General features: G+C 68.0%; 13 protein-coding genes and 2 pseudogenes. 4 read left to right on the forward strand and 11 right to left on the reverse strand.

Annotated elements, in window-relative coordinates; all coding sequences use genetic code 11:
* From ACWCPI_RS28610 to ACWCPI_RS28630, 5 genes are all read right to left on the reverse strand, one after another.
* Positions 1 to 2,403 carry a galactose oxidase-like domain-containing protein gene (locus ACWCPI_RS28610; RefSeq protein ID WP_451040856.1) on the reverse strand — a complete coding sequence of 801 codons (2,403 nt, stop codon included), beginning with the start codon at positions 2,401 to 2,403 and terminating at the stop codon, positions 1 to 3.
* Positions 2,400 to 3,581: a glycosyltransferase gene (locus ACWCPI_RS28615; RefSeq protein WP_451040857.1), complete on the reverse strand. Its 1,182-nt coding sequence runs from the start codon at positions 3,579 to 3,581 to the stop codon at positions 2,400 to 2,402. Before ACWCPI_RS28615 ends, ACWCPI_RS28610 begins: the two co-directional genes overlap by 4 nt.
* Positions 3,578 to 5,227: an ArnT family glycosyltransferase gene (locus tag ACWCPI_RS28620; RefSeq protein ID WP_451040858.1), complete on the reverse strand. Its 1,650-nt coding sequence runs from the start codon at positions 5,225 to 5,227 to the stop codon at positions 3,578 to 3,580. Before ACWCPI_RS28620 ends, ACWCPI_RS28615 begins: the two co-directional genes overlap by 4 nt.
* Positions 5,224 to 6,501 carry a glycosyltransferase gene (locus ACWCPI_RS28625; RefSeq protein ID WP_451040859.1) on the reverse strand — a complete coding sequence of 426 codons (1,278 nt, stop codon included), beginning with the start codon at positions 6,499 to 6,501 and terminating at the stop codon, positions 5,224 to 5,226. The genes ACWCPI_RS28620 and ACWCPI_RS28625 overlap by 4 nt, the downstream gene beginning before the upstream one ends.
* A 191-nt stretch (positions 6,502 to 6,692) precedes the next feature.
* Positions 6,693 to 8,726, reverse strand: coding sequence for a thioredoxin domain-containing protein (locus ACWCPI_RS28630; protein WP_451040860.1), 2,034 nt, complete (start codon positions 8,724 to 8,726; stop codon positions 6,693 to 6,695).
* A gap of 39 nt (positions 8,727 to 8,765) precedes the next feature.
* On the opposite strand from ACWCPI_RS28630, the pseudogene ACWCPI_RS28635 reads away from it, so the two are divergent.
* Positions 8,766 to 9,049, forward strand: a pseudogene (locus ACWCPI_RS28635) (hypothetical protein); the annotation flags it as partial.
* Between the two features lie 55 nt (positions 9,050 to 9,104).
* Here ACWCPI_RS28635 and ACWCPI_RS28640 read toward each other — a convergent pair.
* A complete protein-coding gene (locus tag ACWCPI_RS28640) occupies positions 9,105 to 9,371 on the reverse strand; it encodes a hypothetical protein (protein WP_451040861.1) in 267 nt (88 codons plus the stop codon).
* Entirely contained in the window at positions 9,364 to 10,224 is an 861-nt protein-coding gene (gene mca / locus ACWCPI_RS28645) for a mycothiol conjugate amidase Mca (protein WP_451040903.1), read from the reverse strand. The genes ACWCPI_RS28640 and mca overlap by 8 nt, the downstream gene beginning before the upstream one ends.
* A 224-nt stretch (positions 10,225 to 10,448) precedes the next feature.
* Between mca and ACWCPI_RS28650 the strand changes: the two genes are divergently transcribed.
* Positions 10,449 to 10,847, forward strand: coding sequence for a DUF4307 domain-containing protein (locus tag ACWCPI_RS28650; RefSeq protein WP_451040862.1), 399 nt, complete (start codon positions 10,449 to 10,451; stop codon positions 10,845 to 10,847).
* A gap of 211 nt (positions 10,848 to 11,058) precedes the next feature.
* Positions 11,059 to 11,559, forward strand: coding sequence for a transcription elongation factor GreA (gene greA, locus ACWCPI_RS28655; RefSeq protein WP_356575477.1), 501 nt, complete (start codon positions 11,059 to 11,061; stop codon positions 11,557 to 11,559).
* 116 nt (positions 11,560 to 11,675) lie between these two features.
* Here the strand turns inward: greA and ACWCPI_RS28660 are convergent.
* From ACWCPI_RS28660 to ACWCPI_RS28675, 4 genes and pseudogenes are all read right to left on the reverse strand, one after another.
* Positions 11,676 to 11,771, reverse strand: a pseudogene (locus tag ACWCPI_RS28660) (ABC transporter permease); the annotation flags it as partial.
* Entirely contained in the window at positions 11,768 to 13,753 is a 1,986-nt protein-coding gene (locus ACWCPI_RS28665) for a recombinase family protein (protein WP_451040863.1), read from the reverse strand. The pseudogene ACWCPI_RS28660 and the gene ACWCPI_RS28665, both read right to left, overlap by 4 nt.
* A gap of 747 nt (positions 13,754 to 14,500) precedes the next feature.
* Positions 14,501 to 14,881 carry a hypothetical protein gene (locus tag ACWCPI_RS28670; protein WP_451040864.1) on the reverse strand — a complete coding sequence of 127 codons (381 nt, stop codon included), beginning with the start codon at positions 14,879 to 14,881 and terminating at the stop codon, positions 14,501 to 14,503.
* Positions 14,878 to 16,110 (reverse strand): helix-turn-helix transcriptional regulator, encoded by a 1,233-nt coding sequence (locus tag ACWCPI_RS28675; protein ID WP_451040865.1) that lies wholly within the window; start codon positions 16,108 to 16,110, stop codon positions 14,878 to 14,880. The genes ACWCPI_RS28670 and ACWCPI_RS28675 overlap by 4 nt, the downstream gene beginning before the upstream one ends.
* A 68-nt stretch (positions 16,111 to 16,178) precedes the next feature.
* On the opposite strand from ACWCPI_RS28675, the gene ACWCPI_RS28680 reads away from it, so the two are divergent.
* Positions 16,179 to 16,679: a hypothetical protein gene (locus ACWCPI_RS28680; protein WP_451040866.1), complete on the forward strand. Its 501-nt coding sequence runs from the start codon at positions 16,179 to 16,181 to the stop codon at positions 16,677 to 16,679.
* The last annotated feature ends 18 nt before the right edge of the window (positions 16,680 to 16,697 follow it).

Genomic DNA, 16,697 nt, shown 5'->3' on the forward strand with positions numbered 1-16,697 from the left:
CTAACGCCTGCTCACATCACCCTTCCCGCAGGCGGTCCCGTCCCGGTTGCCGTCCAACCGCAGCGGGTCATCCTTGCCGTTGACCTTCAGACGGCCGTAGTCGTTCTTCTTCAGCCAGTCGCAGCGGGACTTCGCCGTCGCCTTCACCGTCGGCGGGAAGTCGGTCGGCACGCAGACGTTGGCGGAGCCGTAGTGCCGGTCGCAACCGGAGACGGTCGGGCTGACCTTCTGCGAGCCGCGCTTCTTGCCCGGGCCCGTGACCTTGCCCCGGAGATCACCCGCGAAGTCGTGGACGTGGGCCGAGGCGTCCTCGGCGCTCAGGGCCTGCGGACCCCCCAGGTGCACCCACTCGGCCACCGACGGCACCCCGTTGGCGTCGACCGCGAAGAGCATGTACCAGCCGGGCGGGGCCAGGTTGGGGTTGCTCGTCACGTTCAGGTCGACGTTGTTGCCGTCCACCGACAACGGCAGGTCGACGAAGCGCTGGTTCGGGTCGGAGGAGTGGGTGACGGCGGCCGGGCGGATCAGCTCGGCCTTGGCGATGGGCCGGTCGACGGTGATCCGCTGAGTGTCGCCGTAGGTCCACTCGGTGTCGATGACCGACGTGATCTTCGGGCGCTCGCCCTTGAGGAGATAGGGCGGGGTGTAGACCGACACGTCATGGTTCCAGGTGCCGTTGCCCGGGTTGTCGCCGGTCGTCATCACCCGGCCGTCCGGCAGCAGGAACGCCGAGGAGTGGTAGCCGCGCTCCTCCGGGTCCGGGGCCACCGGGTCGAAGGTGTTGGTCGCCGGGTCGTAGAGCGACGACTCGTACACCGGGTCGGCCCGGTTGTGCAGCGCGCCACCCGTCTCCAGGACCTTGCCGTCAGGCAGCAGGACGGCGGAGACGTACATCTTGCCCTGGTCACCCGTCTGGGGGACCTTTCCGGCACCGAGGTCGACGGTGCCCTGCGGGAGCGGCGGGCCGGCGACGTAGGACGGGTCGGGCTGCTTGAGGTCGATGACGTCGGTCAGGCGGTTCGCGTCCGGGTTGGAGTCGATGTTGCCGCCGCCGATGGTGAGGACCTTCTGGTCCTGGGCCGGGGGCAGCAGCACGCTCGCGGACTGGTCGCGCTGGTCCTTGTTCCGCAGGCCGGGGACCTGGGTGACGGTGTTGGCGTCGTAGTCGTAGATCGCCGAGCCCGTGCCCGGGATGTTGTTCCCGAAGACATGGCTGCCCGAGTAGAACAGGCGGCCGTCCTGCATCAGGATCATCGACGGGTACAGACCCCAGTAGGACCAGGTCTGGTTGACCTTCCAGAGTTCGAGCCACTTCTGCTCGGCGTCCGACCAACGCTCGGCGGTGACCGATCCGGTCGAGTCCTCCTTCAGACCGCCGAAGGAGATCACGTCACCGTTGCCGAGGATCGTGGCCGACGGGTACCAGTGGCCGTCGTTCATGTCGTTGGTCCTGCTGTACGTCTCGGTGACCGGGTCGAAGAGGTACGAGTCCTTGTAGCCCTGGTAGCCGACCTTGCCGTCCGCCGACGGGTAGCCCTTGTTGCCGCTCATCACGAGCACCCGCCCGTCGTCCAGCTGGACGTGCCCGGCGCAGAACATGTCCTTGGGCGTGGGGATCTGCTTGTACGTGCCCTTCTCCGGGTCGTAGACCGCGCTGGTGAACGTGCCCGCCTTGAACATCTCCTCGCTGTTGCCGGAGCCGGCGATCAGCAGCACCTTGCCGTTGTTGAGGACGACGGAGTGCATGGAGCGGACCGGGTTCTTCGTGGGCAGCACGTCCCAGCGGCCGTTCGCGCACTCCTCGGCGGTGCCGGTGCACACCGGGTCGGGCACCGGGTCGGCGACCTGGTCCATCGTGTAGTCGTCGGTGGTGACGGAGCCGGTGCCGTACACGGAGACGCCCCAGGCGATCCGGTCGGTGCCGACGGGCACCTCGGGTGTGCGGACCGTGGCCTCGGTCCAACCGGCCGCCATCTGAAGCGTCTTCAGGTCGGTCCAGTACTGCCAGCCCGCCACCGGATCGTGCCGGAACAGGGTGACCGAGGTGTCCGGGGTGGTCGACTTGTACCAGAGCCCCAGGTCGTACTGCTTGCCCGGCGTGACGACGGGCGCGCACGCGGCGGACTCGGTGATCAGCGCCTTGCGGTCGCCGTCGACGCGCCGGGTCAGCGTGACCTTCATGGCCTTGCTTCCCGAGTGCGCGTCGGCCACCGTCTCGAAGGTGAAGTCGTTGTCGCCCCAGCCGGACTTCTTCCAGCAGTAGGGCATGTCGTCGCTGCCGGCGGTCTCGAAGCCGGGGTTCTTGATGAGGTTGGCGGCGGAGGCGGGCGGGGGCGCGGTGAGGAGCAGACCACCGGTGAGTCCCATCACGGCCAGCAGGGCCGTTCTGGTTCTGTATCTCATGCAGTACTCCTTGCTGTGCGGCTCCTGCGCGGCAGATAGACCAGCGCCTCGGTACCGACGAAGCGCAGGACGAAGGTGATGACCAGGGCCAGCGCGGTGGCCGGGAGCACGGCCAGCCCGAACTGCCCCACGAGCAGTGCGATCAGCGGGATGCGCAGCACCAGGTCGGCGTTGGCGAGCAGCGCGAACCGGGCGGTGCGGTCGGCCCAGTGCCGGTGCCGGCGGCGGTCGCGGAACAGCAGCTTCTCGATGAGCAGGAAGTTCCAGGCCACGCCGAACTGGTTGGCGATGATCTCGGCGGGGAGGTAGTGCAGCCCCGCCTGGGTCATCGCCCACAGCGCGGTCAGGTTGGGCACGAAGCCGGTGAGCCCGATCAGTCCGAACACCACCATGCGGGCCAGCGGGTCGGCCGTGCGCAGCCCGGCGAGGTGCCGCAGGAAGCGCCGGCCCTCGGCCGCCGTGGACTTGGACTCCCCCGCGAACCGCTCCTGGAACACGAACGGCACCTCGGTGACCGTCCGCGGGCGGCTGCGTACCGCCAGCTCCAGCAGGATCTTGTAGCCGAGCGGCTTGAGCGCCGCCGCGGTGATGTCACTGCGCCGGATGGCGAAGAAGCCGCTCATGGGGTCGCTGATGCCGTGCAGCCGGCGCGGGAAGAGGGCCTTGGTCAGCCAGGTCGCCGCCCGTGACACGGCCACCCGGTAGCTGTCCGCGAGCCCGGCCCGGCTGCCGCCCTTGATGTACCGGGAGGCGACGACGAGCCCGGCGTTCGCCCGCTCACCCGTGGCGACCAGCTCCGGGACCAGGGACGGCGGATGCTGGCAGTCGCCGTCCATCACGACGATCCAGTCCGACCCGGCGGCCTTCATCCCCTCGACGACCGCGCCGCCGAGTCCGCCGACCGGTTCGTCCCGGTGGATGACGGTGACCGGGAACGGGCAGTCCTGCGCGGCCTCCTTGATGACCTGCGGGGTGTCGTCGGTGGAGTCGTCCACGAAGACGACCTCGCAGGGCAGCCGGGACGGCACCGACTCGGTGATCTGGTGCAGCAGCTGCCGTACGTTCGCCGACTCGTTGAAGGTCGGTACGACGATGGTGACCGCGCCCGGTTCGGGGATCTCGGCCGCCTGTACGGCCGGATCGCCCAGTTCCTCGGGGACGGTGGACTCCTGGCTCATCGAACCCCTCCCGAGGCTGTCTGGATCCGCCGGATCTCGATCCGGTCCTCGCCGGTGCCGAACACGGCGACGGCCTTCGAGTGCTCGATGGCCGCCCGCACGTTGGGCAGGTCGACCGCGTCGCGCCGTACCGTCGGCGAGGCCACCACGTAGTCGAGGTCCTTCCAGCCGCGCGGCATCGTCTTCGTCACGGCCGGGTCGAGGTCGGCCTTGTAGAACCAGATGACGCCGCGGCCGGGCTCGTAGCCCGCGTGCACCAGATCCAGCCACAGCGCGTCGTCGACGAGCACCCGGGTGTTCTTCGGGTCCTCCACCTCGGTGGAGAGCCACTGGGAGGCGGCCTGGTAGGGCGCGTTGGCGTCGGCGGTGACGGCGGTGCGGTCGCCGTCGTACCAGCGCGGCACGACGTAGGCGCCGGCGGCGAGCGCGAGGACGGCCGCGAGGGCGTACCGTCCGCCGGTCACGTACCGCTTCTCGGCCTCGGACCGCCCCCTGCGCAGTACGGCGTGGGCGACGGAGGCCGTTCCTCCGGCGAGGACGAGAGCGAGGAAGGGCAGTGCCTGGATGACGTACATCGCGGGCAGGTAGCCGCTGGGGCGCATGGCCACCAGGGCGAGGATCACCACCGCGCACGAAGGTCCGGCCAGCGCGCGGGCGGTGACCGACCAGCGCCAGGTGACCAGGAGCAGCAGGCCACCGGCGAGCCCGCCGAGGATGAGGACACGGTCGTAGTAGAGCCACGACCGGAGCACGCCGTGGGAGCCGGACCCCTGGTCCAGGATGAAACCGGAACCGGGCCTGGTCATCTGGTACTTGATGCCGTCCCAGAGCGAGACGTGGCCGCCGCCCGGGAACAGTTCGCCCTTCAGCAGGGCGAACAGGGGGTAGGAGAGGCCGATCAGCGCGCAGGCGGTGACGGCTCCGGTCACGGCGAACTTGCGGGTGTCACGGTGGCTGTGCCGCCACATGGTGATGAGGACCGCCGGGAGGACGAAGAGCATCGTCTCCTTGGTCAGTACGGCCGTCGCGGCCGCGATCCCGGCGCCGAAGTGGTGCCAGAGGTGCCGGCTCGGCGAGGCGGCGAGGGCGAACGCGAGCAGCGTCCACATCACCGCGAGGTTGTCGAGGAAGATCTCCCGCTGGAGGACGACCGACAGCGGCGACAGGCCGAACAGGACCATGCCGAGCCCGGCCGCCCAGCGCGGCAGGGACAGCCGTCGCCCGAGCACGTAGACCAGGACCGCGCTGACCGCGCTGATGACGAGCATCGCGGCGCGCATGGTGCCGACGGTCATCGACTCGGGGCTGAGCGCGGCGGGTATCCAGGTCAGCAGGGCTATCTGGATCCAGCCGAGGGGCGGGTGGTCGTACCAGTAGGTGTAGTGGGCGAGGCCCCGGCCCTCCTGGACCGCCCAGGCCTGGGCGAGGTAGGTGCCCTCGTCGTCGCTGAGAGTCGGGTAGTCGGCGATGTTCCAGCCCTGCACGACCAGGATCGCGACGAGGAGTACGCCGCACAGGATCAGGTCGGGACGGGAGGACCGGAGACGCTTCGGCGGCTCCGTTCGACTGGTCGAACATGCTTCATGGACAGGTTGTCTCTGCGCGGGGACCTTCGCAGTGGTCACCGCGGGAAGGGTGGAGGTCACGCAGGGACGTCCTCTCGGAGGTCTCGGGTCGCTTCGGCGTCGGAGAGATGCGCGCCGACGTGCGTGGTCAGCTCCCAGTCGTTCTGGCCGCGCTGCTCACGCCATACGGCGCGGACGGCGGCCCCCGCTAGGAGCACCTGGTAGAAGGGGCCGCCCACGACGAGCTTCAGGTAGTGGACGAAACGGACGCGCAGCCCGTACTGCTTGCCGAAGTCGTGCAGTCCGACGATCTCGAAGACGAAGGTGACGAGCGCGGTGACGGCCGGCAGGAAGGTGATGAACGCGACGCTCACCGGCACGTCGAAGAAGACGGCGATCGCGATGTTGAGCGGGATGACGAGCCCGGTGAAGGCCTGCATGAACGGCGTCATGAGCGTGTACCGGGCGAGCAACCGCTGCCCGAAGGTGGGCAGTTGCCGCCAGTCCTTCTTCCGGTACACCTGGAGGAAGCCCTGGTTCCAGCGGGTGCGCTGCTTGAGCAGCGACATGAGGCTGCCGGGCGTCTCCTCCTTGGTGACCATGTCGGAGTCGTAGGCGACGACGACCTTCTTGCCGACACTGGACAGGCGCACGCCCAGATCGCAGTCCTCGGCGAGGCAGTCGGGGTCCCAGCCGTCGGCTTCCCGCAGCACGTCGGTGCGTACGAAGACGGTGTTGCCCCCGAGCGGGATGAACCCCTTCTGCGCGTGCAGGTGCAGTCGCGACCGGAACCAGAAGAAGTACTCCAGGCAGTTGCGCAGGCTGTACCAGCTGGAGTGGAAGTTGATGAGCTGGACGCCCCCTTGGACCACATCGGCTCCCGTGGTCCGGAACGCGTGGTCCACGTGCGCGAGGAGCTCCGGGTGGACCTGGTCCTCGGCGTCGAAGACCCCGACGACGTCGCCGCGGCAGTGCGGCAGCGCCGTGTTCATGGCCTTCGGCTTGTTCTTCTTCTCGTGGGTGTCGACGACGACCCGGACGCGCGGGTCACGTGCCGCGGCCCTCTCGGCCACCTCCGCCGTCTCCGGGTCGTCGTGCCCGACGATCACGATGATCTCGAAATCGGTGTGCGTCGACTCCAGCAACCGCTGGATGGTGTGGTCCAGCACGGCCTGCTCGTGCCGGGCCGGCAACAGCAGCGAGAACGACACGTGCTCGCCGCCGTCCGGTCTGCTGAACCGGGTGGAGGCGAGCACCTCGGGCGTGCGCCACGCGTGCATCTGCCACCACAAGGTGAAGGCCGCCATCCAGAACAAGGCCAGCGAGACAACGGCTATGAAGACAGATGTCAACAATCAGATCCCCCCAGATCCTCAATGCCCCCTGTCGCAACGGTGAGTTACGCCCGTCACGGCACTGTGCAGAGATTAGGGGGGATCTGTGAAGCCCGCAGGCCGTTTCAGTGAAGAGCGCGTTTCATCACAACGGTCCCCGAGAGTGAACAATTCGAACACAGCTTGCGTAACTGCCGCATGGACATGCCGTTTCAGCTGCTCAGCGCGGTTCGCAACCGGTCCGGCTCGGTGGTCGGGGCATCGCAGGTGAAGTTACGGCAGACGTAAGCGGCGGGTTGACCCTGCTGCAGGGGCCGGTCAACAAGAAGCGGGAACTCGTCACTCTCCGGAGTTCCCACGGCCACGACCGCCCCCGGGGCCGTGGCCAGAAGTGCCGTACGGTGCAAGGTCTTCGTGGCCTTGTCATCCAGACTCGGTCCCACGATCGCGACCTCGCGCGGCCCGTCCAGGCCGGCCTCGGCCACGGCCAGACCCCAGCCGATGAAGCGGGGGACGCGCGGACCGAGGGCCTTGACCACACCCAGCGCCTTCTCGGCCGCGGCACGGTGCGACCCGGCGCCGGTCTGCGCGGCGTAGCTCAGCAGGGCGCCGGCCGCCGCGCTCCAGCCGGAGGGGGCGGCGTTGTCGGTGGGGTCCTGCGGGCGGCGGATCAGCTGCTCGGCGTCGGCGGCGGTGTCGTACAGGGCGCCGGACTCCTCGTCGGTGAAGCGGGCGAGCACGTGGTCGAGCAGGAACCCGGCGAAGTCCAGCCAGACGCCCTCACCGGTGACGGAGGCCAGCGCGAGGAAGCCCTCGGCGACATCGCCGTAGTCCTCCAGCACCCCCGCGTTGGCGCCGGCCCGGCCGTCCTTGCTGGTGCGCGTGAGGCGGGCCTGGTCGTCGAGGTGCAGCCGGACGAGGAGGTCGGCGGCACCGAGCGCGGCGTCCACCAGATCGGGGCGGTCGAAGTAGGCGCCGGTCTCGGCGAGGGCGGCGATCGCGAGGCCGTTCCAGGCGGCGACGATCTTGTCGTCTCGGCCCGGCGCGGGGCGGTCGGCCCGTGCCGCGAGGAGGCGTTCCTTCACGGACGCGATCTTCTCGGCGTCGAACACGCCCTCGTGCTGCGGGAGCTGGAGGACGGAGGACCCGTGCTCGAAGGTGCCTTCCTCGGTGACGCCGAAATACTGGGCGGCGAGTTCGGCGTCGTCGTCGCCGAGCACCTCGCGCAGCTGCTGAGGGGTCCAGACGTAGTAGGCGCCCTCGACGTGCGCACCGGTCCCGTCGTCGCTGTCGGCGTCGAGCGCGGACGCGAACCCGCCCTCGTCCGTGCGCAGTTCACGCACCATGAAGTCCGCGGTCTCCAGGGCGACACGCCGGGCCAGCCCGGATCCGGTGGCCCGCCACAGATGGGCGTACACCCGGCACAGCAGGGCGTTGTCGTACAGCATCTTCTCGAAGTGCGGCACGACCCAGTCCCGGTCGACGGAGTACCGCGCGAACCCGCCGCCGAGCTGGTCGTAGATCCCGCCCCGGGCCATCCGCTCACAGGTGTCCCGCGCCATCTGCAACGCACCCTCGGCGCCCGTCCGCGCGTGGTGCCGCAGCAGGAACTCGATCACCATGGACGGCGGGAACTTGGGCGCGCCCCCGAACCCGCCGCGCTGCGGGTCGTACTCCCGGGTGAGCCCGAGCAGCGCCTGGGCCAGCTCCTGCTCGCCGGGGGCCTCGGTGCCGCCGTAGGAGATCTCCCGCCCGGCGAGGTCCCGCACGATCTTCCCCGCCACGTCGGCGACCTCGTCCCGCCGGTTCACCCAGGCGCTGTGCACGCCCTCCAGTACCTGACGGAAGGACGGCATGCCCTGCCGGGGCGCCGGCGGGAAGTAGGTGCCGAAGTAGAACGGCTCGGCGTCCGGCGTGAGGAACACGGTCATCGGCCAGCCGCCCTGGCCGGTGGCCGCCTGGACGGCCTCCATGTAGACGGCGTCCACGTCGGGGCGTTCCTCGCGGTCGACCTTGACGTTGACGAAATGGGCGTTGAGGTAGTCGGCGGTCGCCTGGTCCTCGAAGGACTCGTGGGCCATCACGTGACACCAGTGACAGCTGCTGTAGCCGACGCTGAGCAGAACGGGTTTACCGCTCCTGCGCGCCTCCTCGAAGGCCTCGGCCGACCACGGCCACCAGTCGACCGGGTTGTCGGCGTGCTGGAGCAGGTACGGGGACGTTTCGTGAGCCAGTCGGTTCGGCATACGTCCATCCTGCCCCACCGGGGCCACCGGCCGTCCGTGTCGTACGGCGACCGGCATGGCGGCGACCGGGCCCGGCTCCTGCGGTGCCCCCCGCTGCCGTACGCGGCATCGGGCGGCGTGGAATCCGGCTCAGCGGTGGCGCAGGAGGAACCGGCATGCCGCCCGGCGCCGGCCGTCCGCTACGGGACGCGAAGCCGGACGACGGCGTGGAGGCGCAGCGGCTCCTGCCGGCGCGCGGCGTGAACCGGGAAGCCGGCCGGCGGGCACGGCGGCTCGGCATGGTGCCGGATCGCCATGCCCGGGAGGCCATGGGCGTGGCGGTGCGGCCCGGCGGTCACTCGGCCACCGTGCCGCCCGCCCGCCCGCCGCTGTGCGCCGTCAGCTCTGCCGTGGCTCGGCCGAGGAGCCGGCCGCCGCGGCGCCCCGGGAGTCACCGGCGTCGGCCTGCGCCTCGGGGGCCTCCTTGAAGTCGACCCTGCTCATGTGACGGTTCATGGACTTCATCAGGCCCCACACCGCCACGGCCATCACCGCGAAGACGATGAACCCGAGGACGCCGGGGGTGACCTTGTCCTTGTCCACCTCCTTGGCGAGGGTGGCGAGCTGTGTCATTGCCAGGCTTGCGCTTGCGCTCATGTCAGGCATTGTCGCGGATGCCCGCAAACAGGTCGTCCTCGGGGAGGGAGGTACCGACGAGGGACTTCGCCAGCTCGTACTCCTCGGTCGGCCAGACCTCCTTCTGGATCTCCATCGGGACGCGGAACCAGCCGCCGTCGGGATCGATCTGGGTGGCGTGCGCGATCAGGGCCTTGTCGCGGATCTCGAAGAAGTCGCCGCACGGGACGTACGTGGTCAGCGTGCGCTGCTTCATGCCGAACTCGTCCCAGCGCTTGAGCCAGTCGCCGTACGGTGACTCCAGGCCGCGATCGATCATGGCCTGGTGCAGCGCCTCGGTACGAGGACGGTTGAAGCCCTGGTTGTAGTAGAGCTTCAGCGGCTGGAACGCGGGGCCGAACTCCGCCTCCGGGTACTTCTCGGTGTCCGCCGCGCCCTCGAAGGCCACCATCGAGATCTTGTGGGTCATGATGTGGTCGGGGTGCGGGTAGCCGCCGTTCTCGTCGTAGGTGGTGATCACCTGGGGACGGAACGAGCGGATCTTCTTCACCAGCTCACCGGCCGCCACCTCGACGTCCTCCAGGGCGAAGCAGCCCTCCGGCAGCGGCGGCAGCGGGTCGCCCTCGGGCAGGCCGGAGTCGACGAAGCCGAGCCACTCCTGCTCGACGCCGAGGATCTCGCGCGCCTCGTCCATCTCCTTCTTGCGCACCTCGTGGATGTGCTCCTCGATGTACGCGTCGCCCTGCAGCTTCGGATTGAGGATGGAGCCGCGCTCCCCGCCCGTGCAGGTCACGACCAGCACGTCCACCCCCTCGGACACGTACTTCGCCATCGTCGCCGCGCCCTTGCTCGACTCGTCGTCGGGGTGGGCGTGGACGGCCATCAGTCGCAACTGGTCAGTCAAGACTCAATCCTCGTAAGTCGGCGCCCGGTGTGCACCGGGCAATTCAGATAGATGCCGTCCCGGTGGGACGTCGTCGAGGGGCGGCGGTCGGGTGCCGGGCGGGCGGCTTCTATAGTGACCGAATCGGAGGGCGGATAATTCCGGGGTACGGCCCGGACACTTCTTTTCGGGACATCCGGCCCGCCCCGACCGAGAGGACGATCATGAGTACGCCGAGCACGCGACTGCCCGAGGGCCGCTACGGCCGCTCCTCGGACGCGCGCGCCGACCGCACGCTCAAGGTCGTCGGCGCGGTGCTCGGTGCGGCACTGCTGGCGCTGGTCGGGTACTTCGGCTACCACTACGTCGGCCAGAACAAGATCAGCGCCGAGGTGATCGGCTTCGACGCGTCGAAGGACTCGGTGAAGGTCCATCTGGAGGTCCGCAAGGACGCCGGCGCCTCCGGTTACTGCACGCTGCGCTCCCAGGCGGAGAACGGCGCCGAGGTGGGCCGGGCCGACTTCCGCTTCGACGGGGACGCGACCCGGATCGACAAGGTCGTCACACTGCGTACGACCTCCCTGGGAACGACGGCCGAGCTGCTCGGCTGCCACGCCGACTGAGCCGGCCGACCGGAACCGATCGAGGCTGGTCGACACCGACCGGATCCGTCCGGAATGCGTAGGCGCTGACCTGCGTCGATGCAATTCTGGTGGCTTATGTCCTCCCCCTTCGGCCATTGAATTGTTAGGCTCGTGGTTTCGCCCTTCCGTGAGGGAACATCCTTCTGGGTAGGGCGATGCTTTGTATTCCCAGTACCTACGAGGAGCACCTGTGACCCAGACCAGCGAGAACGTCACCTGGCTGACCCAGGAGGCGTACAACCAGCTCAAGGCCGAGCTGGAGTACCTGTCTGGTCCTGCGCGCACGGAGATCGCCGCCAAGATCGCGGCCGCGCGCGAGGAGGGCGACCTGCGCGAGAACGGCGGGTACCACGCGGCCAAGGAGGAGCAGGGCAAGCAGGAGCTCCGAGTGCGCCAGCTGACCCAGCTCCTGGAGAACGCCAAGGTCGGCGAGGCCCCGGCGTCGGCGGACGGTGCGGTGGCCCCCGGCATGGTCGTGACGATCGCCTTCGACGGTGACGAGGACGACACCCTGACCTTCCTGCTCGCCTCACGCGAGTACGCGAGCTCCGACATCGAGACGTACTCGCCGCAGTCCCCGCTGGGCTCCGGCGTGATCGGCCACAAGGTCGGCGAGGACGCGGAGTACGAGCTCCCGAACGGCAAGACGGCCTCGGTGAAGATCCTGAAGGCCGAGCCCTACAGCGGCTGACCCGGACCGCGCGGCGGCCGACCCGTCCTCCGCCGAAGCCCCCGGCGCCCGTCCGGCGCCGGGGGCTTCGGCTATGCCGTCGCCGAGCGGTACTTGCGCACCGCGAGGGTCCGGACGGCACTGGTGCTGCCGCCGATCTGCATGGATCCGCCGAAGACGTAGGTGAACAGGACCACGAACATGATCGGCTGGATGAGGCCGTAAATGATCATCTCCGGGAAACTTCTGCCCCGATCTTCGCGTGGTTCCACTCGGAGTCACTACCGCCCCGACCAGCCCGTTCGGCGGTGTACTCCGGATCAGCCGTGCCCGTCACCTCCATGGGAGGCAGCACATAGAGGGGCGGCGGGGCAGTGCCCCCATAGGGCGCCAGAGCCTCTAGCGCACCCTCGTACTCCCCGGTGCCCCACCAATGCTGTGCACGCCGATACAGGGCGGCCCAGCCCCGTCCGCCGATCTGCTCCGAGCGGTCGTAGTCCTTCCAGTTCTTCCCGGAACGAATCTTGTCCAGCATTGCTTCAAAACCGCCCCGGACGTCCTTCCACTGACGGCTGGGTGAGACGATGCCCGCGATCTCCCGCCACTGCTCGTCGGTGATCTCGACGGGGATGGTCACGCCGGTCTCTCGGTGCCACTCAGCGATCGGGTCTGTCACCCCTTTGTGGCGAGGCTCGCCCCTGCCAGTGATCTGCACGCGCACGTCGAGTAGGTCCAGCACATCTTGCTTCTGCTGGAAGGTGAAGTCGTCCAAGCGACCGTCGACCTTCTCGATCTTGGCGAGCATGTTCTGAGCACGGCCTTCCTGGCCCTCAACCTCGCACAGCCACTCCGCAACGCGCTCACGCTCGGCAACAAGGTCGGCTTCCTGTTGCTTCAGCTCCGCCTTGATCTCTTCGACAAGCTTGGCGTCGCCATCGTCGTCTTGGTCATCAATGGAGGCGAGAAGAAGGGCAATCTTGCGCTTGCGGCTGCCACGCTTCTTCTCGATCTGGTCGTCCAGCTCCGCCAGCCGTCGGCGGTATGACTCAGCACGCTGGGGCACGGTCCCCAAGGAATCCTCGACCAGCTTGCGCAGCTTGCCCTTGTCGGACATCAGCTTCTTGACCTCAGCCCAGACTGCGGCGTCCACCTCGTCACAGGGGATCTCCCAGCAGTCCGCGTGAGACTCGGGTACCTCTCCGTCCGTGCGGTTGGCCATGCATCGGTAGTAACGGCCAGCCGTGTTGATCGAGCGGCCCTCCGGGACCATCGCGCCCGTACGGTGCGCACCACAGACGCTAAAGAGTCGGTTCGAGAGCAGATACTTGCTGTGCTTGCCCTTGACGCGGGCACCGCGCGCGAGGGCGGCCCTCAGCTCCTCCGCTCGGTCGTCCGGAAGCGCCTTGGGGAGGTCGATCCGGAAAGTGGTGCTGATCTCCTCGCCGTCTTCGTTCTCTCCGGCGAAGACAAAATCCACGTAGCCCTTGAGGGCAGCCATAACGCGGCCGACGAGGTTGCCGCCCTCCCATTCCTTACCCCGGCGCGTTCGGTACCCGAGGGCGTTGAGGTGACGAGCGCCGTCCTCCCGAGTCACGGGCTCGGGCGAGTCGATCATGAAGTCTGCGAACGTCTCGATCTGCTCGACCTCTGCGGGGTTGAGCGCAGGGTTCCCGTCCGCGTCGAGCATGTAGCCGAAGGGCGGTTCACCCAGGGGCCAGCCCCCAACCGCAGCCTTCTGCATCCGCCCACCCGACGTACGCTCCAGGATCAAGGCATGCTCCACCTCTGCCAGGTATGCGAGCAGGGAGAGCTGAATGCCGAACATGTCGTCTTCGGAGTCGATTCGGCCGTCGGCAGTGGCCACGCGTACACCCGTGTCGGTCACGTCGTAGACCCAACGATGGATGTTCTTCATCGTGCGTCCGAGGCGGTCCAGCTTGCCGAAGACGATCAAGTCCAGACGGCCGCCCAGAGCGTCATCGGTGAGGCGGTCGAGGTCTTCACGGCTGGCAAGCTTGCCCGAGACACCCCCGTCCACATAGAGGTCAACGACGATATGAGGCACGTTACGCAGGGCGTATGCGAGCCAGGCCCGGCACTGCTCCTCTTGGACCTTCAGCCCGTAGCCTTCGAGTTGCTGGGCCGTCGACACCCGCAGGTAGATGGCAACCCGAAGGGGCTTCTGGAGGGTGCGCGCAAGGGTACGCTTAGCCATGGTCAGTCCTCCGCGACTGGCAAGTGACCCCGGTGGCAGGCCCTAATCTCCCACCGGGGTCGCGTTGTTTTTGCACATGATAACTCGCGAGGTGGCCTCAAGATCTAGTTTGGCGCAATCAACTCGTTTGTGCTGATGGGTCGTTGGACATCGATCCAATCAAGAGGGCCGCCAGACGCCTCCGTTGCGCCTCCGTCCACTCAAACAGCACGCCAACGGGAGGTCACCTCACCGGGGCGCGATTCCCTTTCATTTCCATTATTCTCGGATCGCTCCTTACTCGGCATACTTCCACCCTCAGCGATCATCTGCTGCCTGATCTCGCGCAGGTTTGCCAGGTCTTCGGCAATACCGAAAGCGAAGTCAGATTCTCCGGGGGCGCAGCCGGAACCGACATAACGCCAGGCCGCCGAGGCTGTGAGACCACGACCGCAGCCGGAGGTGTTCCAGTTCGGTCAGGCCGCCCAGGCGCCAGCACGTGCCCATCAGGGCGCGGATGTGGCGGTCCACGACGGCCGCACGAATGTCTTCCAGGCTCTTGAGCCCGATCCGCAGGGCAGCGTAAGGCCCCCTGTTCACTCGCCCATGGCAGCTCCCGCCCAAAGCCTCTACGGCCGGCGGCGTGCCCAAGCCGCGCCTCCACGAGGGCGACGGTTCGTCCTCGTGGCAGGCCGATGACGCGGTGACAGCACAACGAAGGCTCCCAGCCGCAAAGCCGGGAGCCTTCGGACACAGACCTGGAACGCGTTACTTCAGACTGAGCTCAACGGCCTCAAAGATCTCTGAGTCAGTCTCCTTCTGCCAGTCCGGCAGATCGGGCCAGTCGGCTACGTACCCCGGCTTCGGGTCCTCGAAGTGCTTGAACATCTGCGCCGTCCAGCACGTCGCGACGAAGCGGCTCTTCTGTTCGCGCGACAGTCGGGAGGCGTGCCCGCCGCTCAATTCGAGGAAGTGGCGCACCTGCTCGTACACAGCGCCCGCAGCCTCACGTTCCCACTCAGGCGTTTCGTCCCACGGGGTTACGTAGCTCGGCTTGGGTTCGCCAGGGAAGTGCTTCCGCACACCGTCGATCCATGCCTCACGAAAGACTCGCGCGCCCTCGGTCGTCATGGCATCCTGTCTCGTCATGCCGTCAGGGTGCCGATCTCGGCCCTCAACTCGGCGATACGCCCGTCTCGCCCGAAGCTGCCCAACTTGGCAGTCAAGGTCTGGAGTCTACGGGCGACGTAGCCAGACCCTGAGGTCCGTGCCAGGTGCACCGCTTCGAGCCCGTACTCAATGACCTGCTCCGGATCCTTCCGCTTGGCGCCGATCGCAGCCAGGTCGACGAGCACCGCGCCACGGCGCCGGAAGGACTGCCCCGCAGCCAGAGGTGCGAGCTTCAGCGCGTCCTTCAAAGCCGTCTCAGCCAGCCCGAGACGGTTGAGCTGCAAGTACCGGGCTCCTCGTTCCTCCGCCAGTCGCGAGCCGTCGAAGCGGAGCCAGCCACCGGTCGACACCTGCCCTCTGAGGTCGGCAACCTTCTCGGCCTCATCCATCGCCTCCTCGCAGGCATCAAAGTCGCCGAGCCATGCGAACGCCTCAGCCTGTACGGCCGCAGCCCAATGCTTGGTTGCAAGGCTGCTGTCCCCGCGCATGGCGACCCGGCGCGCGGCTCCCAGGGTCTCGGCAGCCTGACGGTAGCGCCGCTCGGAGAGGTCGACGTAGGCGGTGCGAATCAAGGCACACGCCCACAGGTCGTAGGCACCGGCTTCCTTGCTCGCGCTGGCTGCCAACGAGTACGAGGCAGCGGCATCGTGATGTCGGTTGGAGTCGAAGGCCAGCTCACCCGCCAGTTGAAACAGGTCACCGGCCGCGATGCACAGAGAGCCTGCCGTGGCCTGGCCATTGCGTAGCGCGTCGTTCAGAGCTGTGAGTTGGGACTGCACCACCGGATAGACCGAGTGCTTGGCGCGAGCGAGCTGATAGACCTGCCACAGGTGGCCGTTCATGCGGTCGAAATCAGTGGCGCCCTGCTCCTGGGCATCCACCTCGACCGTGGGTATGGCGGCAACCACGCCTGACACCGCCATGAGGTGCAGAAACTCGCGTCGGATCATCTCGTCTGGGTCCCCAGGGCCGTTGTGGGCACTCGACGCCAACCCTTCCAACTGCGGCAGCGCCTCGGCCGGGGTGAGCAAGGCATCGAGTTCTTCCAGGCTCATCGTTAACACCTCGGCGACTTTGGGACGCTGAGGAGGCTGGGGCCTGGATGCGCCCCGTTCCCATCGGCCTACGGTGCGCCGGTCGACGCCCACCGCTTCGGCGAACCCCTCTTGGGTGAAGCCCAGAGCCCTACGCCTGTCGGCGATGCTCATGCTGGCCCCTTCCCCTGATCTTGCCGCGCTCAACCGTGACACCTGCTCCATCCTCTCGGAAGGCGCGCATGAGCTGGACAGGACACATTCACGGCTTCGGCCCGTGGATCGGATCGCCCGACAGCTACCACCGGGAAGGCGACCGGCGGCCTCCGCATCCTGACCCACCGGCGCCCCCCGCGTCCGACGACGACAAGGTGGCCATCCGCATCCTTCAGCGGTACCGCGAGGTGATGGCCGAGTTCCCGACGTCGAACCTGCCGCCGATGATGTCGGGGCATTGGCTGCTGAAGCGGAACCAGGCATCGGATGAGCAGACCTGGACCGACCCCACAGCGGCTGTCGACTGGGCGACGAAGCACTTCCTCGACAACCCGCCGACGGAGCGCGAGGACGCGCAACAGGGGTACGTGGAGCTGGAGGCGAAGCGCGAGTACGCGCGCGATGTCCTGCCCGCTGGCGTCGACGTGAGCTGGGTCTACTACAACCGGTCGGGCAATATCGTGTCGCTCAACCTCGTGTGCTGTCCGAACCGGCACCACCCTGGCCTCGCCTGCCCGCTCGCGTGATGCCAACCGCAACGTAGC

Source organism: Streptomyces sp. NPDC001920, from assembly GCF_053594495.1.

What these genes read in the sequence shown, in the direction of transcription:
- ACWCPI_RS28610 (WP_451040856.1), bottom strand. Translation starts at nt 2,403, where the DNA reads ATGAGATACAGAACCAGAACGGCCCTGCTGGCCGTGATGGGACTCACC.
- ACWCPI_RS28615 (WP_451040857.1), bottom strand. Translation starts at nt 3,581, where the DNA reads ATGAGCCAGGAGTCCACCGTCCCCGAGGAACTGGGCGATCCGGCCGTA.
- ACWCPI_RS28630 (WP_451040860.1), bottom strand. Translation starts at nt 8,726, where the DNA reads ATGCCGAACCGACTGGCTCACGAAACGTCCCCGTACCTGCTCCAGCAC.
- ACWCPI_RS28640 (WP_451040861.1), bottom strand. Translation starts at nt 9,371, where the DNA reads ATGCCTGACATGAGCGCAAGCGCAAGCCTGGCAATGACACAGCTCGCC.
- mca (WP_451040903.1), bottom strand. Translation starts at nt 10,224, where the DNA reads ATGGCCGTCCACGCCCACCCCGACGACGAGTCGAGCAAGGGCGCGGCG.
- ACWCPI_RS28650 (WP_451040862.1), top strand. Translation starts at nt 10,449, where the DNA reads ATGAGTACGCCGAGCACGCGACTGCCCGAGGGCCGCTACGGCCGCTCC.
- ACWCPI_RS28665 (WP_451040863.1), bottom strand. Translation starts at nt 13,753, where the DNA reads ATGGCTAAGCGTACCCTTGCGCGCACCCTCCAGAAGCCCCTTCGGGTT.
- ACWCPI_RS28670 (WP_451040864.1), bottom strand. Translation starts at nt 14,881, where the DNA reads ATGACGAGACAGGATGCCATGACGACCGAGGGCGCGCGAGTCTTTCGT.
- ACWCPI_RS28675 (WP_451040865.1), bottom strand. Translation starts at nt 16,110, where the DNA reads ATGAGCATCGCCGACAGGCGTAGGGCTCTGGGCTTCACCCAAGAGGGG.
- ACWCPI_RS28680 (WP_451040866.1), top strand. Translation starts at nt 16,179, where the DNA reads ATGAGCTGGACAGGACACATTCACGGCTTCGGCCCGTGGATCGGATCG.